The organism is Acutalibacter muris, assembly GCF_002201475.1.
GTDB lineage: Bacteria > Bacillota > Clostridia > Oscillospirales > Acutalibacteraceae > Acutalibacter > Acutalibacter muris.
The window spans coordinates 3,343,610-3,363,233 of the sequence record NZ_CP021422.1 but is presented as its reverse complement, the minus strand read 5'-3'; the positions used below and the strand labels follow the sequence as shown (position 1 = coordinate 3,363,233).

Genomic DNA, 19,624 nt, shown 5'->3' with positions numbered 1-19,624 from the left:
GCTTATTAGAGAGAGGGATCAGTCTTTCAAGTACGAGCAAAGGCGCTCAAGGAGGTGACGATCATCCTCTCAATCTAATAAAACTATTATCTCCTATCAGATAGGAGATGTAAAGAAGTAGGTCTGAGGGTTTATAGGTATCCCTTGAACAACCTAAATACATTATACAAGGAGGTGTATCAAATAATCAAGGTTAAACCATCGGAAAGGCTGGGGCAGCCCTTGAGCGGGAGCTGCCCACCGACATCCACCAGCTCTATCACGATATGCTGGAAGCCGGTATTAGCAAGCCGCCAAGGAATATCCTGCTCCGTGACGATATCAAGGCCATGACCTAGGCCGCCCGGCCGGTCAAGCTGGCGCTCTATTGCCCCCTGGTGGGCCAATTGGACGATGGCGAGCGCGACGAGTATATCGACATGGGCAGAGGCTTCCTGACGGCGTATCAAGACCAGATCTAGCAGGCCCTTGCCGATGAACAGGCTCCTGAGATGGGCGATATGGCTCAGCACCAGGGGGCCCCAGGGGTGACCGATAAGTTTATGTAAAGGACTTTCCCAGCCGGTGCCGCCGCTTTTTCCTTGAGGATGCTTCGCCCGCCTCTGTGCAGAATGACGCTCTATTTCAAGTTGTAAGCCAATATGTGGAGGAGAGACCGAACGATATCGTGTATCAAAAGGCAAGGGCGGCCCGCATTGGGAACCGCCCCTGTGAAAAGGATATATCAGGACTCAAAGGTATGGAACGCTTAAGTTTGCAGGAGCAGGTCGCCAACCTTGTCTTTTGAAAAGACGTTCTCCTCAAAGAAGAAAAAGCATCGGGGAACTGTACCAGACAGGTCAGGCACAAGATAGAAAAGACGGTTCACAACCTTGTCCTCCTCATAAATGTCCCTGTTGGTGAAAGGAAAATCAAAGAGACTCTGCAGGGGGACGGGCTCAGAAGCGCCGAGCCAGGATAAGTAACAGCCATAGAATTTCAAAGCGGACATCAGATCACCTCCTCGTCCAGCGCGTCTAAAAGGAGACTGAAAAATCCCCGGACAAGCCACACCATCACATCGTCGGGAAGACCAGCGAGAAGGATAATGAGGCTCACGGCGAAAAAGCCGGACTTGCCCCTCTCCAAGTCGCAGTAGGAACGGGTGGACATATAGAAGAATTCCGCCATGTTCTCCTGAGTAACGTTGTTTTCGTGCCGGGTAAGGTTTAGGACATTTTGCAGGTATGGCCTGAGCAGAGCACTGAATTTTCTCATTGGAAAGCCCTCCTATAAAAAAGATTTATAGGAAAATCTTACCAATAGAAGATGCGTACCTCCATGAGGCACACCTCAGATTCTGCCAAAACACGGCATTGTTCTACAGTGATGGAGCTCCCGCACAGAGAACTTTTTGTACCAGCTTGGACTTATCTTATAAGGTGTTGTGTGATTTTTTCATGTGGGGGGGCCTGCTTTTAGCTCTTGACCAACATCATCGACATTTCCATGTAGCGCTTATGTACAATCTTCCTCAGCTCCTCCGTTCCCTTCTTAAAGTCAAACTCGGCAGTTATACCCAGCATGGCCCCCTCCAAGAGAGTATAGAATTTCGCCACGTTTATCTGGTCCTGCAGCCTGGAGAAGCTCTCGAAATGCTCCTCGCTCATAGCCTATCCGTGGGCGGGGTATTCGTTTGAGTAAAGATCCATATGCGTGGGCAGGCTGTGCATGGCGGAATAGATGGGAAAGCCCTTCTGAACCTCCCGGCTAATTTGGAAATCCAGCACCGTAAAGGCCTCGTCCGGGTGGGCGCTGTTGCGGTTTATGCCCGCAAAGGCGGTTATGTCCACTGTGATGCCGCTATCTTTATTATAGGTAGAAAAGAAGTCGAACTTCCGTCCGTTGAGTAGATCCAGCGTGTTGTCTGGTCCGCTAAATTTGCCGTCTGTAAAGTTCACAAAGACAGGTACGATCGCCTCCGATTGGACTTTCTTTGAATGGTCTATAGCCTTTTTCATATATTCAAACAGCTCGTCTTCTGAAAACGCAGGTAAGCCCTTATCGTAATCAGCCAATTCTCCCATCATATTATAAGGCGTCACATACCCCGCCAGCGACCGGGCAAGCTTATCTGCGCTTTCGGCCAGCTCCTCCCATGCCGCCGGGAGCTCAACGCTTGAGCTGAACCTGTCCCTGTCCAAAAGGAGCACGTCAAACGTATACGCCAGCGGGAGAAGCATTTGACCCTCGTCGCCCCTCCCGGCCTCCATCACAACTGGCAGAAGACGGTCCCACTACATGTACTTAGCCTGCGAAATATAGTCGTCCAGCGGCAGGAATATCCTGTTTTCCATGGCCTGGTTCGGGAACTTGAAAAGCCCTTCCTCACCTATGCCAGGGGCCCAGCAGGTGCAGATAAACACATCGGGGCCTTTTCCCGCCAGTACCTCAGTGCGAATCCGGCTGAGAGCGGCGCTACGCTCCTGACCCTCTGGGGGCAGGGTCTCGGTTATGATCAGGAAGTCCTTTCCGTTTCCGGGGACGTAGGGGAAAAAGCCATCAATACTACCGCTGTCCGCGCTTGGCAGGTCTACAAGCACGGACAGCTGTGGCAGACTCAATTTGTCTGTCCGGCCCGATTGGTCGGGCTGGCTGGGGGTTGGGTCATCTTGATTTTTGCTGCCGCATGAAATCAACAATACTGCCAGGAGCAGAGAAACAAGAGCTATAAAAATGCTTTTTCTCATGTATACTCACCTTCTAAAGAATAAATTGGCAAATAACCTGATTAGGACATCGAGTCGACCAACTCTTGCTGACGGAAATCGGACTTGTAGTACGGTTTCTGTTCAACTGCCAAAAGTGTAGCAGAAAAATTTTGTTTTTACAACTTCCTTTGCGCGAAATGACAAAAAACGCGACAAAATGGTATGTTGATACTTTTTATACCCATTAGGAACTACGATATATTGTGGTTTCCTCCTAACCAAACAGAAGCCCCTCTCTGACACCAGAGAGGGGCTTCTTGGGGGATTATGAATTTATACTTTATCTTTCAACAGGACTGAGATATTAAACAGCTTCGTTTCCCGGTCATATTCATGGTTTAGGGTGCCGTCGCATTTTCTGACAATGGCTTTCACGCTTTTCAGCCCGATACCGTGCTGTTCCTTATTGAGCTTGCGGGTCAGAAATCCCCCACGACCGTCCTCCCGGGGCGGGTGGCTGCAAGGGTTTGTCAAGGACAAAAACAAGTCTGTCCCCGCAGGACTGCCCATGTGCAGTTCCACATAAGGCTCGGCAGTATTTTGGCCGCTTCCACGGCGTTTTCAAGGAGGTTTCCAAACAGGGCGGTAATGTCGTTTGGGGCGATAAAATCATACTCCTAATCCCGCACCTCCACCTGGAAAGCTATGCCCCGCTCGTAACAGAGCTCTTCATACCTGGACAGCACCACGTCAAGCATTGGGTTTTTGCAATAGCGTATCCTGTTTTGAAGTGCCGGCAGCTCTTTGATTTTCGTAACATAGTCCACCACAGAATCCGCGCCCTGCTCCTGGGCAAGTCCCTTGATGGCGGTCAGGTGCCGCCGGAGGTCGTGGATAAGCACCCGCTGATCATCATATTTTCCCTCCAGCATTTTAAAATAGACTCCCTCAGCCTCCTTCTTCTGCTTCACCATTTGCAGTGAAAGGTACTGCTGGCTGACTTTTTGACTGTACTGATAGCCCGCAAACAGCCAAAATCGTCAGCACTGGTGTACTGGATTGGTATAGGTCATAGTCGCCTGGCACAGCGCCCAAGATCAAAACAATTATGAACTCCAGCCCTGTTGATAAGCAGGTGAGCATACCCGCATGAAAGATGCCCGCTTTCCATGGGCAGGTGTAGCAGCCGCATAGCAGAGTGAAATTTATCAGAGCAAACGCCAAGCCGTTTATCCAGGTATCCGCGATATTGAAGGTAAGGAAAGCCGTGCCGTAGCCTACAGCATATGCCGCCACGCTTACCAAAAGCGTACACCGCCTTCTAAACATTCCTGAAAAATAGCTTCACGCCGTAATGCCCTCCGCAACGTATATGCACAGATAGATAAGCCTCATATCCATTATGACATCGCCTCCAAAAAAAGCAGGTGCGCGTCTTTGAACTCCTGGTACTTGCGCCGGGCTATATATGCCTCCCAAATTCTCCCATCAGGTGTTTTAAGAACGATCGATTCATGGGTATAGGACTGGAGGTACTTTAAGTTGATTATGTAGCTTCGGTGAGGCCTATTAAAGCTCCTGTACTTCAAAAGCCTGTCCCAGTATTTCGCGTTTTCTACGGACTCTAAGGAGCGGGAAAGGGTATGGACTATTACTCTACGGTCCTCCTTCTCAATCATGACAATCTCGTCTGATGAACAGATAATGGTTTCCTCTTTCGTTTCTATGCTTATTTTTCTGCCTCCATACTGATTTGGTATAGAGCCTCCTTGAAATTACGAAAGAGCCGCGCCTTATCAATGGGCTTTGAGAGATAGCGAAAGACATGAAATTTCATAGCGTCGTCAAGATAATCCAGATAGGAGGTGACAATGAAAATTTTGATTTTCGGGTTTTTCTCCCTCAAAAGCGCCCCTATGTTTATGCCATTCCGTCCGGGCATCTCTACGTCAAGAAACGCAATGTCAGCTCGCAGGGCAGAAGCTCTGGACTCCGAAGCAAGCAGGGCGTCGCCGTTTGAGTAAACTGCATATTCAGGTTGAGCGAGATGGGCAGACTCATGGTATTCTCTAAGATACTTTTGCAGCTGGTCCAAGATTTGTTCGTCGTCATCGCATAAAATAATTCTCATGGCGTCACCCTGGAACATTATTCTATATGAAAAATTATACCACAAATATCTTCGTTTGTCCTCCTTTTTCTGGGTTTTGTTTTCTTAGCAGCTTGTTAATCTCTGCTGTCAGCTTCTGCTTCTCCGACGTGCCTCCCCTCCCTAAAGATAATCTGCTTTACCTCCACAATATATTGTGTTTATCTTATCACGAGAAGAAAATAAGCGTTTTTTCATGAAATGACCATTTTGTATCGATTTTTGACCATTTGGTAAATTGGGCTAGATTTTTTTGTGTATGGGGAGTATAATATAAGCCAAAAGAGGGAACTGCAATGATAAAAGCAAAAGACATCTTCTCAAAGCTTGCAGCAGGTATGGCCTTTTTCCTTTCCGCTATCCTCTTCGTGGGCGCCAACACAGCATCTTCTACCATCATCCACCAGCCCAAAGCCCCCGAATCCCTGCGCCGGTTCAGCAAGATCAAGTGATCAGGCGCCTAGCCGCCGTCACTGCAAAATGGCTCCTGTAAGCAGGGGCCATTTTTGCTAGTGACGTGGAACTCTACGAGTACGGCATTTACAGCTTTCTTTTCACCCTGTGCCCCTGGGGCTGGCGCTGGTTATCAGCTTTTTCCTTAACATGGTAGTAGAGGGCCTCCTGTTAATAATTCCCTTCCTCCTTGTGAGAAAGTTCTGCGGGGGCTTCCACTTTCAATCGCCGGTACTCTGCGGGATCCTCTCGGCGGCGCTTCAGTTTCCATGCGTGTTTATAAAAGACCGCCATGGTTTGGGCAACAATAAGTGATTTACCTTCTTTCGTGTTTTTGCGGGAGTGCGGACTCTCCCCAAGAAATCCCCCAAAAGCTTGTATTCCACGCCAAAGCCAGATATAATAATACTCAAAGCTTCGGGCTGTAGAAGTATGAACGCCTGCGGCATCAATGCACAAAAATTACCCCGGCCGCTTCCAGCAGAAGCCGGCGGCCCTTGAGAACCAGGAGGACAAAAATGAACACCAATGAAAAACTTTCCCAAGCACGCGTCAGCGGATTTTTACGGGCCAAAGGCCGTGAAATCGTCAACGGAAAAGGCGAGCCCCTCCTCCTGTCCGGATGGGGGCTTGGCAACTGGCTGCTCTGCGAGGGGTATATGTGGAGGGCAGGCCCAAGGGGTGACCGGCCCCGGAAGCTGGAGCAGGTGGTGCGGGAGCTGGCGGGAGGCCGGTACGCCGAGGCCTTCTGGCCCCGCTTTCGGGAGAACTATATCCGCCGTGAGGATATACTGCGCATGGCGGAGCTTGGCTATAACTCCGTGCGGGTACCCATCGGATGGCGGGTGCTTATGGAGGACGAGCCGGGCCTCCGCTGGAGGGAGGAGGGTTTCCGGCTGTTGGACCGGCTGCTGGACTGGTGCCAGGAGGCGGGGATATATGCCTTTTTAGACCTGCACGGGGCCCCCGGCGGCCAGACCGGGACCAATATCGACGACTGCGTGGACGACTTCCCCCGGCTGTTCACCGACAGGGACAGCTGGGACAAGGCCGTGGCCCTGTGGGGGGAGCTGGCCCGGCGCTATAAGGACCGGTGGATAGTGGGGGGCTACGACCTCTTAAACGAGCCCCTGCGCCCGGACGACGGCCGCAGGCCCTGCCAGTACCTTCTGCCAAGGCTGCGGGACTTCTACATAGAGGCTATCGCCGAGATACGCAGGCACGATCAGAAGCATATGCTGTCTATCGAGGGAGGCAGCTGGGCCACGGACCCGTCGGTGTTCTGCATGGATTACGACAGCAATATGGTCCTCCACTTCCACCGCTACGCCGTTATGCCGGATATCGGCGCGTACCGGGAGTTCCTGGAGCTATCAGAGCGCTGGGACAAGCCCCTTTGGCTTGGTGAGAGCGGCGAGAACACCCCGGAGTGGTTCGCGGCCCTGTACCCACTGGGGGCAAAGCTGGGGGTGGGCTATAACGTCTGGCCCTGGAAGAAGATGGACTGCGAGAACTCCCCATACTCGGTGAATATGCCGAAGGGCTGGGAAAAGTTTACCGCCTATACCAGCGGCGGGGAGCGGCCCTCCTATGAGGAAGCCCAGGCCCTGCTGGACGAGTACCTTGAAAATATTCTTATAGAGAACTGCCTGGAGCGGCCAAGGGTCAGCGCCAGCGTCCGAAGAGAGCCGGGCTGCTCAGTGCGGGCCACGGACTTCGACGAGGGAGGCTGTCTTGGGTTCTGCCGGACCGATGTGGTCAGCGGCTATCGCAGGGGCTCGGGCATGAAGCTCCTCGAGCCGGAGTCCCTGCCCGAAAAGCGCTTCGGCTTTGACTGCCGCTGGGACGTCTTCAAGCTGAGCCTATCCCCCGGGGAGTACGCCGAGTACACCTTCTTCGCCGCGAAGGAGGGCAGCAGCGTCGCTGTGGAGTTCGGCAAGGGCTCCGACGGACAGGTAGAGGTGTTTCAGGACGGAAGAAGTCTTGGTACGGTGTCCCCGGGGGACGGCCCGCTGCAACTGCTGCCCGCCGCAGAGACAGTTATACGCGTGGCCGGTGGGTTCGGAGAGAGCCTGCTTGAGAGGATAATTTTTGAATAGATATGCCCGGACTGAATTACTTACATATTGGGAGCAGGAGGACGATTAAAATGGAAACACCGAAAACCCCCTACGGCCTGGAGGAGCATCTAAGCACCCTCTGCCAGCAGGCACCGCAGTTTAAGAACCTGCATTCCAGCTGGGAGCTCAACAAGCGCTCCTGTGTGTCGGCGCTCAAACAGGTGGCGCAGAATTACCCTCACTACAGCGTGCATGATGAGCTCCACTCTCAAAATGTGGTCTCCAATATGGAGCAGCTTCTGGGAGAGGACCGCCTATGCAAGCTGTCTCCTACGGATACCTGGAGGCTCTTACAGTTAGCGTACCTCCACGATTTTGGTATGCTTTTGCTCTATGACAATATCGAACAGGAATGGGAATCGGCTGATTTCCAGGAGTATTTGCTGGGCCAGCTCTCCCTGCTGCATACTTGTAATCAAGAGGATGTTCTAAAGTTGGACTACATTTCCAACGGCTACGCCGCCGACTATATCCATCCACGCTTTTTGGCGGAGATGCTGCGGCTCGGGGACCTCTTGGATGCGGACAACAGCCGGTTTGAACCCACGGCTGAGCTGGTAACCGGGGAACTGCCTCAAGACTCCGCTGCCCATAAGGGTAAGCACGAGGCCACAATTCATCTGTTAATCACGCCGGAGCAAATTGAGTACCGGGCGGACTGCCCGAATCACTCCGTGTACCGGGAAACGCGGGTATTCCTGGATTGGCTGGAGAGCGAGCTTACCTTTGCCGCCATCAACTGGCTGAGCCTTATCCCAAAAGAGCTGGGCGGCACCGCTCCACGGCTGACTAAGAAGGAACTGCTCTTAAACGGTAAGCCTGATATAGAGAACACCAGTGACTTACGCTTTGGGATATCTCAGGAAAAGGCCTTTGAGATTATTGAGGGTTCCGGGATCTATAACGATAAAATGATATTTCTGCGCGAGCTTATCCAAAACGCGGAGGATGCAAGCAAGATTCAGCTATGGCGCGACTTACAGAAACGGCCGGACCTTTATTTGGTTGATAACGCAGATAAAAATGACCTCTCTCATCTCCAGCCCTACGACATAAAAGCCGAGGCCTTTGACAGCTATAAAATCACAGTGGATATGAGGCAAGAGCCTGATGAGAAGTTTCGGATCCGTATAATCGACCGCGGCACCGGCATGAGCGTTGACACCGTCAAGCAGATGTGCCGGGTGGGGACAAGCTATCATCAGGACAAGGCTCGGCGGCGTGAAATCGAAGCAATGCCCGCCTGGCTGCGGCCCACGGCGGGGTTCGGCATAGGCTTGCAGTCGGTCTTCCTGGTTGCGCCCGTTTTTACTATTTACAGCCGCCCGGAGGAGGGCGCTATTAAGGTCACTGTGGAGTCCCGGAAAAAGGAGGGGTATGTGCAGATTGAAAAGGGTGAGTTTTGGGAGGAGCAGGGGACGTGTGTAGAAGTGGTATTTGACCAATTGCAGATTAATATTCCTATGAAAAAGTCCTATGACCCCTTTGGTGAGGATTCTGGAACTGCAGATACTATATATAAAGATTTTTGCGACAATATGAAGCATTGGGTGGAACTGTCTTGGTTTCCGGTAGATATCACCCAGGACTGTCTTTTGTTGAAAAAAATTAGGAACGAACTCTGGAATGACTTTCAGCCAGGAGATTGTCAGCAAAAAGGGCCGTTCCTAGTCACGCAGACTACGTATGAGGGAATCCAGGTATGGGATAGGAGACTTACACGATGCTCCATATTGAGCCTAGTTTTAATGCATCTCCATCGCTCGATATGTCTTTGAAAGGTAAATATGTATATTCCCCTGACGTAACTCACGATTTCTTCGGGTACATAGCCAGATCAGAACTTGTGTATTCTATCGATTTTTGGGGATTGGATGCAAAAGAATATCTATCTTTAGACCGAATGAATTTTAGTCAGAAGAAAATTGATGAAATTGCTCACCGTTTCAGTACTATTCTCCGAGCCGCTGTTGGCTTTCTGCTCGAGCAGGATAACCCACCTCGAAAGGTCATAGAAATAGACAATTTTAATCTCGGCTTGCCTTTGCCAGATAAATTTAGCGCTATTTGGACCATTGCGGATTTCAACCAAAGGAAACGAATGCTTGCGTCACCCGAGAAGTATTTGCATCCCATGGTGAAAAAAATCCGGGTTTTGCAATGGGCAGATGATAGCAAGTATCACGAAACCACGGTTACAATGGGAAGTGTACTAACAGATTATGAAGATTATTACTTTGCGGGTATTTGGCTAGGCAGTGAGATATTTCCAGACGTATGTAGATTGGGATACACGGCGCAAAGCATATGTGAGATATGTAATTTAATGTATGATGGACTTGAACAAAAGAGAATAGTTTTAGATACCAGTTTTATCATGCGGATTCCAGATAGATGCATTAAAAAAATCTGGTGCTCTTTGGAGTGGAACTCCATATGCCTATACTCATTGAGAAACACCCCAGCAGATTACTGTGAAATGGGAAAAGAAACAAGAACTGCTGTTTTGAAATATATGTACTGTGGGGCGGGTCGAGATAGTGTTCCAATTCGCTATAATATTCTTGCCATGGAAGAATATAGCGTTTTAACACTAAACCATCGCGGCGCTACAGTTGATAATATACCATCAAATATTCTGGAAAGTGCCTATATAATTTCGCCTGTTATTGCCAGAGACGAGCGTGTGATAAATTGTTCAAGGTGCGAATTTATCACGCAAATCACACGATCGCCAGAATTTAAGCGTATAACTGAATATGTCCTTGAAAACCGCGCCGCCCCCACCCCCTGCACAAAAGAGGACATCGTCGAAACCTACAAGCGCCTCCTTTCCGACTACTATGACGTTATGCACGAGGACGAGGCTCTAAAAGAAGACGGCGAGGGGGAATAGCATGAGAAGAACGGTCACATCCGCGAAGGACTCTCATGAGAAAGACTCGTTTCCTCCTAAAGGTTAATTGATTGGAATCACCTGTTGTCATCTGAACCCTCAAGGTTTGGACAATGACAGGTGATTTTTAATTTAGCAGATTTATACGGATTTGAGCCTGCTCACTATACAAATTAAAGGGACATACCCCACGTTGACAACCATTAACCCGATTGATATAATAAAAGCCACAGGTGCGCACCCAAACGATAAAGAAAAAAAGTCCAGTGGTAAGAAGTCAATAGAGAAATGAAAGAAAAATCACAAGAAAAGCGGTGAAAAAGAAATGGCATAGCAGCAAAAAGGCAACACCAACCAAAGCCCTGCCCCATGATATTTTTTTGAACAGGGCTTCGTTACCGAAAAGCGAGTAGGACTCAGCCCTCCGGCGGTATGTAGTTCCGCCCCTCCTTCAGCAGTCGAAAGACGAGCCGAACCAGTTTTCTGGCAGTTAAAGCGAGTGCGCGTTTGTGCTGGTATTTATTGACCTGTTTGTACTTGAGGTCATAGTAACGCCTGAACTCGGAGTCGCATCTTCTCACAGAGTTGGCGGCTTCCAGCAGATAGTAGCGAAGGAAACGGTTGCCGGACTTAATGAGGCGGGTGTTCTGGGCTTCAAACTCACCGGACTGGTGCTGCTTCCAGACGAGGCCAGCGTATTTGGCGACAGAAGCCTGGGATTGGAAACGGTTCACATCGCCGATTTCGGCGATGATACCGGCAGAATAGACTTTACCGATACCAGGAACGGAGGTCAGAGTGTTGGGAAGGACAGCAAATATCTGTTCAATTTGTTTGTCAAGAACCTTGATTTGCTTTTCCAACGCCCGCATGGTGGCAATACAAACGGCCATGGCCGACCTTGCTTACAAAAGCAGCAAGTTCATCCAAATCGGCATAAGCCAGCTCGTCCACAGTTTCAAAGCGCTCCATAAGAGCGATGGTGGTGGCGCTGGAGTTCGCTATGTCCTTGTCCTGGGCGAGACCGGAGCATTTCAAAAACAAATAGTTTGCAAAACGCTGTTTCTCTCGGGTTAAATCCTGCACAGCGTAGAATCTGGCTCTGGTCAAGGTTTGCAGGGCTTTGTAGCGGTAGTCGTCCATATAGACCTCCTGGGTGATACGACCAAAACGGAGCTTATCGGCAATCACAAAAGCGTCCACATCATCGTTCTTGGGCAGTTCGGAGTAGGATTCCTTGAACTTGCTGACCTGCTTGGGATTGAGCACATGGATCTTGCGCTGGAACCGGCCCAGAGTTCCGTCCTCACGGAGAGCGTACACGAGATTATCTCCGTAGATGCCGGTGGCCTCCATGCCGATCACGACCTGTTCCAAACCCATTGTGGTGAGTGCCGATACGATTTTATCTATGAGTATTTTAGCTCCGCCACGGTTGTTCTGTACAGTAAAATTGCTGTGCTTTTCCCCATCAGGCCGCATGAGATAGGCTGTGTTCCCGCGGCTTCCCACATCAATGCCAACGAATAATTGATTCACGATTTCACCTCCTCGGGGTGGAAATTTTAGGACCAACAGGCTGTAAGAACCTGTTTAGCATCTATTTAAGAGCAGACGAATAAAGGCAAGAGAAAACATTTGAAAAGAGTTCTGTAATTTACGTTCGCAGTTTTTCCAGAGTCTCCGACATTTGTCGAGCCAGGCAAAAGAGCGCTCCACAATCCAGCGCTTTGGCAGGACAGCAAAAGTATGGAGCTCGTTGCGCTTAACGACCTCAACCTCCGCACCAGAAAGATCCTTGATTGAGTTTGCAAATGTTTCTCCGGTGTAGCCTCCATCTGCCATAATCTTTTTGAGCGCAGACAGATGGTCGGTTACATCACAATAATAATCAACCATATCAATTGCGCCGGTTCGATCTGTTACATTGGCGGTCGTCACCATAATTGCGTGGGGTAGCCCCAAAATGTCCACGCCAATATGTAGTTTTATCCCAGATACTTTTTCCCCGCGTCATAGCCCTTTTCTTCTGCGGTATCAGCATTTTGAATGCTTTTGGAATCGACAATTATCATTGTTGTTTGTGCCTTGCGTCCGTTTTTTTCCCGCTCTGCTTCCACCAGTTTGCGTAAAACCCTGTCAAGAACACTGACTCCATTTTCATCTGGATTTGACCATATGTCGTAATGATACCGCACATTTTGCCATTTAGGGAAATCATGTGGGATGGCTCGCCATGTGCATCCTTCTTTCAACAGATACAAAACTGCACAAAATATGTCATACAGGTCGTAGCTTCTGGGATGTGTTAGCTTTTTGACTCTGGACAATTCCTCGCGTATTTCTTCAAATTGTTTCCGACTGATGTCACTTGGATAGCTTTTCCTCACCTGTCTTCCCCCCTCATCCCCTCTATTTTATCACTGGACCGGATGGTTGGCTAGATACTAAACAGGTTCTAAGATACCCATGATAACCGGAAGCCTCAGCAACCTCGCGTATGAGAATCATTCCGAGGAGCGGCCGATGCGATCCCCTCCACTGCCTGTCCCAGCGGCTCGCCGCTGGGGCTGAGGGGGCCTCACCCCGGCAAACAGCCAGTGAGTTTGCAGCTTACTTCCGGCTCGGGGGGACGGACTTTCTTTGTAGCAACCTTGCGGTTCTACCGGAGAATATAGAACTTATCCTGCTGTCCTACAGCTATTGTACCACGGGTATCTTACGGCCTGCTGGTACCTGATTTATTAACTTATAAACTTATTATACGAGGAGTGTTGACCGTGACAATCAAAGAAGTCATCGAGATCATGGAATCCCACCACAAAAATTTTGACCCTGCCCAGCCCACCTGCGATGGGGTCATCGCGGGGGATGTCTCCAAGGAATGCACCGGCGTGGCCCTGACCTGCTGCCCCACGGCTCGGGTGATCCGGCAGGCGGCCAACGAGGGCTGCAACCTGCTTATCTGCCACGAGCCCACCTTCTTTGACGGCTGGGACAAAACCGACTGGCTGGAGGGCGACCCGGTCTACCTGGTCAAGAAAGCCCTGCTGGAGGAAACCGGCATGACCGTCTACCGCAACCATGACCACCTACATAGCGACAGGCCCGACGGGATTTTTACCGGCGTCGCCAAAAAGCTGGGCTGGGAAAAATACGCACTAAGCGATGAGTTCATGCCCGGCTGCTGCTTCCAGCTGCCTTCCACAACCGTGGCGGGCGTAGCCGAACAGTTGGCCCAGGCCATGGGTATCGACGGCATCCGCATCATCGGCGACCCGGAGATGGAGGTGGAGCGGGCTGCGGTGGTGTTCCATTTCCTGGGTGGGGACATGGACAGAGAAGTCCTGCGGTTCGTAAAAGAAAACTGCGTGCAAGTGCTCATTCCCGGCGAGGTGGTGGACTGGACGGTGGGCGAATATGTGCAAGATGGGCTGTTCTTTGGGCAGAAGCTGGCGCTCCTAAACCCCGGCCACTTCAACTGGGAGGAGCCTGGCATGGAGTACATGGCCCAGTGGCTGGCGGACGACTTGGGCGGCGCGGTGCCGGTCAAGTTCTTCCAGTCTGGAAACCAGTACAAGTGGATTGCTTTCGACTGAAAGATAGTAAGGACTTACGGACTGGAGCAGCCGTAATTTTCTCTGCACCGAATATCTGATGGCTATGGTCATATATCTCCTGAATATCCTCCTTGAGTTCTTTTCGTCTTTCCGCATACCATGTATGCTCTCGCTTGCCGCGCAGAACGTGGTTGTAAAAGGTGCCTCTCGGCACATCCAAAGCCTCACAGATCATGTGCACGCTATATGTATGCTGCTCATGCAGCCTTTCTAACGCACCCAACTTCACTTTGAGAGGATCTCTGGGAGAACATTCCGCGGTTTTGAGAATTTCAATGATCGCCTCTAAACGTTTGACCTTATTCTCCAACAGGCGGAAGTTATGAAGGATAGGCTCCTTGCAATCATCCTCAGCGGTCTTTGCTAGTTTTAACCAGTTATAAATTGTACTTCTGGGATGCCGTTGTCTTGGATAATCCGGGAAATGGACTCACCAGCTCTGTAGCGGGAAATTACCGCTTGTTTTTGTGACAGGTCATACTTACTTTTCATTGTTATCGCTCCTTATGCAAGCTGAGTATACCATACTTTCCACCTTGAGTCATCACACTTGGCTTGAAAAACGTGTGAAATTCTGATATAGTTAAAGTAATCGAGCGAGACAACAGTTATGTGTCGGTGGAATGGCGTCAGATATAATTTTGTGCTTTTTATATAGTTTGGGAGGATAAAATGAAAGGCTCTATTCACGATAGTACTACGTTAAAATACCTAAGAATAATCGGCAGCCACTTACAGGAAGGACACGCTGCATTAATGGTCGGCGCAGGGTTTGGCCTTAATGCAGACAAAATTGACGAGAGTGTTGGCAATATCCCTTTGTGGAATGATCTAAAAAATGAATTTATAGATCGTTTAGCCCATTCTCCGGAGAAGAAAGCCGCCTTGCAGGATACGGACCCACTAACTTTAGCAGAACAATTTGAGGTCATGTATGGCCGGCCCGAACTTGACCGTCTGCTCCTAGACCAAATACGGGATGACGATTATCTCCCGTCTTCACTCTATTATCAGCTTCTTTCTTTACCCTGGTCAGACATCTTTACAACAAATTATGATACCCTTCTTGAACGCACCAGTAAGGAGGTTACAGAAATACCATTCCGGGTGGTGAGAGAAAAAGAAGATCTTGTCGGCAGTTCAGGGATCACCCGCATTGTGAAATTACATGGCACTTTCCCATCCCATCGCCCTTTTATCATTACTGCGGAAGACTATCGGACTTACCCTGAAAAATTTGCTCCGTTTGTCAATACTGTTCAGCAGTCTTTGCTGGAGAACACTCTTTGCTTGATTGGCTTTTCAGGCAATGATCCAAACTTCCAAAAATGGATTGGTTGGATCAGGGATAATCTGGGGAAAGACAACTGCCCTCAAATATATATGTTAACCCATCGGCCTCTTAGCGAGATTGAAGTAAAAATGCTATATCGCAAGAACGTGATCCCCGTGGATTTATCTCAGTTGTCTACAGAGAGTAGTTCGCCGTACTCGATTTACCAAAAGGCTTTAATCAATCTTTCTGAACTATCCAGTACGCAAAAAGAAGATACTTGGCCGCAGGGAGTAGCTTTCTACAATATGGATGGGAGCGATATTTCGCTGATAGAAGCCACGGATCAGTTGAAATTAGTCCGTGAGTCATATCCAGGCTGGCTTACTGTTCCTGCCGGTGCTCTCCAAAGACTACAGTCAAATGTTTTGAATTATGCCCGCCACATACTATTTACGTATTGCAAGGATGGCAGCGTATCTTCCGCACAGAAGTTAGATTATCTGTATGAGTATAACTGGATACATGAAAAGTCTTTGCTTCCCATTATTAATAAAGAGTGGGATTGCTATTTGGATATCCTTAACGGAGACCAGCTTGAGGAATCGACAAAAGCTGTAGAAATCCAACTCGCCATGCTGAGAACAGCAAGAGAAGATGGAAATTGGAATGATTGGGATGATCTATACAAAAGTCTTATCCATAATCCTTCCCTCAATCCTGAGCAAATGCAGCAGTTGTTCTGGGAAAAATGTCTCTGCAATAGAGCACGATACAAATTCCAGGAGTTCATGAAGGAAGTGGAGCATTGGAATCCACCGATTACAATGCCGCTATGGTGCCTGCGGAAAGCCGGACTTCTTGCGGAGTGTGGAAAACTTGATTTAGCTTCTGATTCTTTGGGCCGTGCAATTTCAGAAGTCCGGCGCAGGTTGTCTCATCTGAACTGGGCGGACAAGGCCCTTCTGTCATTGGAAAGTGCATTGATGGAGTTACGAGATTATGTGAAACAGGTGCAGAACCCATCGCACCGCGATACCTCCAATTCAAATGAGAACTCAAACTCCACGGGTGATTGTGTACCTCTTGATTCTCAAGATATTACACTAACTAATACTATGCGTGCAGGGCTTAGAGGTCCCTCCTCGCGCTCGGTGAGTGAGAACACAGAAAAGAGAATAGATGAGCATCATCAAACACTTCATAGGCAGCATGAAGTATCGTGGAGGGAACAAAATACTTGTTTTACAGGTAAGCTGGAAGGGCCATGGATTCCACTAAAAACACATTCTGTTACGACTGGCTTCGACTTCGGATCAGAACAAGGTTCCTTTCATTCAGGGCCGGATAAAGACGTCATATTAGCATATTCTTTCTTACGTTTTCGTGAGGAAACTGGCATACCATTTCAAATCATGAACGTGAGATACGACAAAAAAGCGGCGTGTGGAGCAGCAAAGCGGATTGCATGCGGCTCTGCACCGTGGAGTATTTTGACGATGGTTCGTGCGAACGCCGCCGAGCAGATTGGAGAAGTTATCACAAGAGCTCTACTTAGTGAATGGTCAAGAGAGGAGGCCGATAAATGGACACAATTCTATTTGGAGGCTCTCCTGCATACGGAACAGAGTATAACAGCACAGAGCTGGCTCTATAAAGAAAATTTTGCTTGTTTAGCCGCTAACGTTTTACCAGAGGTTCTGTCTGAACTCTGTACCAAGTGTTCTTATCCTCTTATGCAGAAATTGCTGGATTGGCTGGAAACGGTTTATCATTCTCCAAAAAGGCTGTGTTACCAGCGAACTTTTTCTTTGATGAAGAGGCTAATGGCTGTGTATCCAAAGTCTAAATACAAAGAATTATTCTTACAACTATTGCGATTTCTTGTACTGGACAGCAATCCCCAAGATCAGCGTTTTTTCCCTTCTCCCTTATCCTATGTGACGGTTGAGCCATCAAGGCCCGCTTTCTTTTTGGACGAACCAATCCCAGAAATAGATCTACTTTTACTTCAATCTGTCCAGGATGAACATGTTCAATCGCAGCTTCTGCATTGCTTAGAAGCCGGTCTCTTGACGGAATCACAGGCAGTTCAATTACGAGACACTCTTTGGGATGGACAACAGTTTCATGCTCCAAAGGGGTGGCTATCTGTGGTATGTCTTTCTCTACCTTCTCATCCAACTGTGGATTGTACTCGCTATTTATGTCGGGAGTTGACAGAAAGAGTACAGGGGTATATGGATAAAACGGAACGCCCTCAGAATGATGTGGACATTCTAAATGAAATAAATGCGGCAGCTTTATCAAAAAGCGATGCCTTTACTCCAGAAGAGATTACAAATATTCTTTGTGTATTCCGATTCCGCTTAAAATCTTTGTCTTCTGATGTTCAAGATAAAAGCTCTGACTTTCTGGGGTATAAATCCAGCCGAATTTCATTGATGTACTCAACCGCTCATTCACTTTGGCTGCTCACTCAGAATTCTCCTTCTTGGAAAGCAAACCCAAAAGATAGAGAGAACACGGAAGAAATTCGCGAAATTTTAAGGAGTTCTGCTATCTCCCACTATGGAATCGCTGCTCTGTGGCAAGAGCAATTAGTACAAAATTTGCAATTTGCGGATCCGTTAACACATTATCTGTGCTCTCCAGACAAAAAGGTATCTGAATGGGGATATCGAGTTTTAGCGGTAGCTCTTCGGCACAGCCAATATGGATTACTGCCAAAAGAAGAAATTGATAGTGGCATAGCAGCCATTTCTCATCAAATTATGTGGTCCGCTTCACAGAATTTGTTATTTGCCCTACAAGCTATGACAGTTGCAATAAAGTTTTGTCCTAATATAGTCTCGTCAGAAGAATTGTCGGATCTTTTGATAGGCTTGCATAGCCTCGTTCAAAAGACAAAAATAAGCATCAATGATGCAGCTGAAACCGTTTCTGAAAAAGGATTGCTACGAATCAATGCGGGCGCCCTTGCGAAAGTTATCAAAGAGAAGTGCATATGTAATGATACTTTAGGGGTGCTCGATACCTGGACGAATATCATTGAGTCAGAAAACGAGTTTGGAGAAATACGCAACCAGGGCAATTGAGCGCTTGATTAGATTTGTTTTTGGGTTTGAAGAATTATGCAAAGCGACAAAAATGTAGGCGATTCATTGAGTAAGAGATTTTTAGCAAATTCACTGTGTAAAGGTCTAGCAACAGAATTGGTGAATGACAATTGATCTGAATGGCATCTTTTTTGCAATAGTAGTTTTTTCAATTCCTCAACAGGCCGCAAATCCGCATAAATACTGGCTTTTTTGAGCACGAATAGTCCACAGGCATCTTTTTTGTATGGTCGCCCCATCCTAGGAAAACCAAATATCTTTTTTATATCCACAGGATGGCGGAGAGTGTGGGATTCGAACCCACGTGCCCTGTAAAGGACAACTGCATTTCGAGTGCTGTGCGAGAATCAGAACTTGAGGGATTTCAGCAGAACCAAATGGAAGATAAGAGAACGCCAAAACCCCAGTGTTTGCGGGGAGCTTCGGCGTTTTGGAGCGGCGAAAATTCGCAAATGTAGATGTCGCGCCAGATTCCGGATTTTGAGCAGTTCTAAGAAAATTCCCGAGCGATTCTTAGAATTTTGAGAAGAACCGGGCCATTTTGAGAGCGAATCGGTGGCGTGTGGCAGTGCAGATGTTGGCGCGTCAATGCCGCACCGGGACAAGAATCATGTGCGGAAACCCAACAAATGTCACAGCCACCGGGCTTCCAATTCTGCTTTGAGCGTGTCCAGTAAATCAATATATTCCTCTTTCACGCGCCTTACCAGAGCCAACGCTATTTCCTCATTATAGGAATGTGTCACATCGTTGTGCGACACCAGCATAGCCAGCCACTTTTCCTCGTCCTGAATCATTCCGGCGCTATATGCCAGCTTGAGTATCTGCTTTGGTGAGCCGGTCTGCCCCTCACCGTAGCCTTGTTCCTGCAAAATCTCCTTCATGGCTTTCCACGCCTGCTCAAAGCATATCTCAAACAGGGCGGCGCTGCCGGTCAGGGTCAGCACATCGTATGGCTCATTCAAATCCCGGACAAGCCGCAGATTGTCCAGCGCCTTGCAGAAGTTTTCAAACTTTTTCATAGATCACTATGCCGTCCCTTCTGATTTCCTCCATCAGCTCAGTTTGCACCGGCTTATCCAAATCCACTACGTCGAACATGAGCAGGGTGGGGATATCTTCGTCTGCGCTGGCAGCAAAGGCCACGGTATCGCCGCCTTGAATAGCAAGGTCGATGTCGCTGCGCTCCAGGTTGTCGCCCCTTGCCCGGGAGCCAAAGAGGATCACCTTATCCAGATTGCACCGGCGGGCTAAATCAATTATTTCAGTTTTTATTGTTTCTGAAAGGCTGTAAGCCATTTGAC

General features: G+C 48.7%; 23 protein-coding genes and 1 tRNA gene. 7 read left to right on the top strand and 17 right to left on the bottom strand.

Features of this window, described 5'->3' with window-relative positions:
* Positions 1-179 precede the first annotated feature (179 nt).
* The 11 genes from ADH66_RS17225 to ADH66_RS17170 all read right to left on the bottom strand — a co-directional run bounded on the left by ADH66_RS17225 (position 180) and on the right by ADH66_RS17170 (position 4,821).
* Entirely contained in the window at positions 180-683 is a 504-nt protein-coding gene (locus ADH66_RS17225; RefSeq protein WP_157130641.1) for a hypothetical protein, read from the bottom strand.
* A 65-nt stretch (positions 684-748) separates the two neighbouring features.
* On the bottom strand, positions 749-991 hold the full coding sequence (locus ADH66_RS17220; RefSeq protein WP_066538295.1) for a hypothetical protein: 243 nt from the start codon (positions 989-991) through the stop codon (positions 749-751).
* A complete protein-coding gene (locus ADH66_RS17215) occupies positions 991-1,257 on the bottom strand; it encodes a hypothetical protein (protein WP_066538296.1) in 267 nt (88 codons plus the stop codon). The genes ADH66_RS17220 and ADH66_RS17215 overlap by 1 nt, the downstream gene beginning before the upstream one ends.
* Before the next feature lie 200 nt (positions 1,258-1,457).
* Positions 1,458-1,649 (bottom strand): hypothetical protein, encoded by a 192-nt coding sequence (locus ADH66_RS17210; RefSeq protein WP_066538298.1) that lies wholly within the window; start codon positions 1,647-1,649, stop codon positions 1,458-1,460.
* Positions 1,650-1,652: 3 nt separating this feature from the next.
* The gene (locus ADH66_RS17205; RefSeq protein WP_207653011.1) at positions 1,653-2,252 is read right to left on the bottom strand and encodes a type 2 periplasmic-binding domain-containing protein; all 600 of its coding nucleotides are present in this window, start codon (positions 2,250-2,252) and stop codon (positions 1,653-1,655) included.
* A 24-nt stretch (positions 2,253-2,276) separates the two neighbouring features.
* Positions 2,277-2,729, bottom strand: a complete 453-nt coding sequence (locus tag ADH66_RS17200; protein ID WP_066538304.1) for a hypothetical protein — start codon at positions 2,727-2,729, stop codon at positions 2,277-2,279.
* Between the two features lie 294 nt (positions 2,730-3,023).
* The gene (locus ADH66_RS17195; protein WP_157130643.1) at positions 3,024-3,272 is read right to left on the bottom strand and encodes a GHKL domain-containing protein; all 249 of its coding nucleotides are present in this window, start codon (positions 3,270-3,272) and stop codon (positions 3,024-3,026) included.
* 95 nt (positions 3,273-3,367) lie between these two features.
* Positions 3,368-3,622, bottom strand: a complete 255-nt coding sequence (locus ADH66_RS17185) for a hypothetical protein (protein WP_157130644.1) — start codon at positions 3,620-3,622, stop codon at positions 3,368-3,370.
* A 16-nt stretch (positions 3,623-3,638) separates the two neighbouring features.
* Positions 3,639-3,995, bottom strand: a complete 357-nt coding sequence (locus tag ADH66_RS17180) for a hypothetical protein (protein ID WP_088364474.1) — start codon at positions 3,993-3,995, stop codon at positions 3,639-3,641.
* 95 nt (positions 3,996-4,090) lie between these two features.
* Positions 4,091-4,393 (bottom strand): LytTR family DNA-binding domain-containing protein, encoded by a 303-nt coding sequence (locus tag ADH66_RS17175; RefSeq protein WP_407922935.1) that lies wholly within the window; start codon positions 4,391-4,393, stop codon positions 4,091-4,093.
* Between the two features lie 26 nt (positions 4,394-4,419).
* Positions 4,420-4,821: a LytR/AlgR family response regulator transcription factor gene (locus tag ADH66_RS17170; RefSeq protein ID WP_157767230.1), complete on the bottom strand. Its 402-nt coding sequence runs from the start codon at positions 4,819-4,821 to the stop codon at positions 4,420-4,422.
* Positions 4,822-5,135: 314 nt separating this feature from the next.
* Between ADH66_RS17170 and ADH66_RS17165 the strand changes: the two genes are divergently transcribed.
* From ADH66_RS17165 to ADH66_RS17145, 5 genes are all read left to right on the top strand, one after another.
* Positions 5,136-5,291 (top strand): cyclic lactone autoinducer peptide, encoded by a 156-nt coding sequence (locus tag ADH66_RS17165; protein WP_084384395.1) that lies wholly within the window; start codon positions 5,136-5,138, stop codon positions 5,289-5,291.
* 109 nt (positions 5,292-5,400) lie between these two features.
* Positions 5,401-5,607 carry an accessory gene regulator B family protein gene (locus ADH66_RS21905; protein WP_066538314.1) on the top strand — a complete coding sequence of 69 codons (207 nt, stop codon included), beginning with the start codon at positions 5,401-5,403 and terminating at the stop codon, positions 5,605-5,607.
* A gap of 203 nt (positions 5,608-5,810) precedes the next feature.
* Positions 5,811-7,391 carry a glycoside hydrolase family 5 protein gene (locus ADH66_RS17155; RefSeq protein ID WP_066538317.1) on the top strand — a complete coding sequence of 527 codons (1,581 nt, stop codon included), beginning with the start codon at positions 5,811-5,813 and terminating at the stop codon, positions 7,389-7,391.
* Between the two features lie 50 nt (positions 7,392-7,441).
* A complete protein-coding gene (locus ADH66_RS17150; RefSeq protein ID WP_066538319.1) occupies positions 7,442-9,190 on the top strand; it encodes an HD domain-containing protein in 1,749 nt (582 codons plus the stop codon).
* Positions 9,136-10,308, top strand: a complete 1,173-nt coding sequence (locus ADH66_RS17145) for a hypothetical protein (protein ID WP_066538322.1) — start codon at positions 9,136-9,138, stop codon at positions 10,306-10,308. Before ADH66_RS17150 ends, ADH66_RS17145 begins: the two co-directional genes overlap by 55 nt.
* 416 nt (positions 10,309-10,724) lie before the next feature.
* Here ADH66_RS17145 and ADH66_RS21225 read toward each other — a convergent pair whose 3' ends face one another.
* The 3 genes from ADH66_RS21225 to ADH66_RS17135 form a co-directional block, all read right to left on the bottom strand.
* The gene (locus tag ADH66_RS21225; RefSeq protein ID WP_236757106.1) at positions 10,725-11,180 is read right to left on the bottom strand and encodes a transposase; all 456 of its coding nucleotides are present in this window, start codon (positions 11,178-11,180) and stop codon (positions 10,725-10,727) included.
* Entirely contained in the window at positions 11,146-11,847 is a 702-nt protein-coding gene (locus ADH66_RS21220) for an IS110 family transposase (protein WP_236757105.1), read from the bottom strand. Before ADH66_RS21220 ends, ADH66_RS21225 begins: the two co-directional genes overlap by 35 nt.
* 54 nt (positions 11,848-11,901) lie before the next feature.
* A protein-coding gene (locus ADH66_RS17135; protein ID WP_088364400.1) for an IS5 family transposase occupies positions 11,902-12,698 on the bottom strand; the annotation gives its coding sequence in 2 pieces (ribosomal slippage) (positions 11,902-12,308 and positions 12,308-12,698; 798 coding nt in all).
* Positions 12,699-13,088: 390 nt separating this feature from the next.
* Here ADH66_RS17135 and ADH66_RS17130 point away from each other — a divergent pair.
* Positions 13,089-13,907: a Nif3-like dinuclear metal center hexameric protein gene (locus tag ADH66_RS17130; RefSeq protein WP_066538325.1), complete on the top strand. Its 819-nt coding sequence runs from the start codon at positions 13,089-13,091 to the stop codon at positions 13,905-13,907.
* Positions 13,908-14,600: 693 nt separating this feature from the next.
* Positions 14,601-18,299, top strand: coding sequence for an SIR2 family NAD-dependent protein deacylase (locus tag ADH66_RS17125; protein WP_066538327.1), 3,699 nt, complete (start codon positions 14,601-14,603; stop codon positions 18,297-18,299).
* Positions 18,300-18,596: 297 nt separating this feature from the next.
* Here ADH66_RS17125 and ADH66_RS20235 read toward each other — a convergent pair.
* From ADH66_RS20235 to ADH66_RS17115, 3 genes are all read right to left on the bottom strand, one after another.
* Positions 18,597-18,725: transfer RNA gene (locus ADH66_RS20235), tRNA-Ser, on the bottom strand.
* A gap of 227 nt (positions 18,726-18,952) precedes the next feature.
* Positions 18,953-19,342 (bottom strand): HI0074 family nucleotidyltransferase substrate-binding subunit, encoded by a 390-nt coding sequence (locus tag ADH66_RS17120; RefSeq protein ID WP_066538330.1) that lies wholly within the window; start codon positions 19,340-19,342, stop codon positions 18,953-18,955.
* Positions 19,329-19,619 (bottom strand): nucleotidyltransferase domain-containing protein, encoded by a 291-nt coding sequence (locus ADH66_RS17115; protein ID WP_201448085.1) that lies wholly within the window; start codon positions 19,617-19,619, stop codon positions 19,329-19,331. The genes ADH66_RS17120 and ADH66_RS17115 overlap by 14 nt, the downstream gene beginning before the upstream one ends.
* Between the last annotated feature and the right edge of the window lie 5 nt (positions 19,620-19,624).

Bases quoted from the DNA above. Each gene is read 5' to 3' on its own strand.
- ADH66_RS17115 (WP_201448085.1), bottom strand. From the start codon at position 19,619: ATGGCTTACAGCCTTTCAGAAACAATAAAAACTGAAATAATTGATTTA.
- ADH66_RS17210 (WP_066538298.1), bottom strand. From the start codon at position 1,649: ATGAGCGAGGAGCATTTCGAGAGCTTCTCCAGGCTGCAGGACCAGATA.
- ADH66_RS17205 (WP_207653011.1), bottom strand. From the start codon at position 2,252: ATGGAGGCCGGGAGGGGCGACGAGGGTCAAATGCTTCTCCCGCTGGCG.
- ADH66_RS17220 (WP_066538295.1), bottom strand. From the start codon at position 991: ATGTCCGCTTTGAAATTCTATGGCTGTTACTTATCCTGGCTCGGCGCT.
- ADH66_RS17170 (WP_157767230.1), bottom strand. From the start codon at position 4,821: ATGAGAATTATTTTATGCGATGACGACGAACAAATCTTGGACCAGCTG.
- ADH66_RS17125 (WP_066538327.1), top strand. From the start codon at position 14,601: ATGAAAGGCTCTATTCACGATAGTACTACGTTAAAATACCTAAGAATA.
- ADH66_RS17185 (WP_157130644.1), bottom strand. From the start codon at position 3,622: ATGCTGGAGGGAAAATATGATGATCAGCGGGTGCTTATCCACGACCTC.
- ADH66_RS17145 (WP_066538322.1), top strand. From the start codon at position 9,136: ATGCTCCATATTGAGCCTAGTTTTAATGCATCTCCATCGCTCGATATG.
- ADH66_RS17150 (WP_066538319.1), top strand. From the start codon at position 7,442: ATGGAAACACCGAAAACCCCCTACGGCCTGGAGGAGCATCTAAGCACC.
- ADH66_RS17120 (WP_066538330.1), bottom strand. From the start codon at position 19,342: ATGAAAAAGTTTGAAAACTTCTGCAAGGCGCTGGACAATCTGCGGCTT.
- ADH66_RS17200 (WP_066538304.1), bottom strand. From the start codon at position 2,729: ATGAGAAAAAGCATTTTTATAGCTCTTGTTTCTCTGCTCCTGGCAGTA.
- ADH66_RS21225 (WP_236757106.1), bottom strand. From the start codon at position 11,180: ATGCGGGCGTTGGAAAAGCAAATCAAGGTTCTTGACAAACAAATTGAA.
- ADH66_RS17215 (WP_066538296.1), bottom strand. From the start codon at position 1,257: ATGAGAAAATTCAGTGCTCTGCTCAGGCCATACCTGCAAAATGTCCTA.
- ADH66_RS17165 (WP_084384395.1), top strand. From the start codon at position 5,136: ATGATAAAAGCAAAAGACATCTTCTCAAAGCTTGCAGCAGGTATGGCC.
- ADH66_RS17155 (WP_066538317.1), top strand. From the start codon at position 5,811: ATGAACACCAATGAAAAACTTTCCCAAGCACGCGTCAGCGGATTTTTA.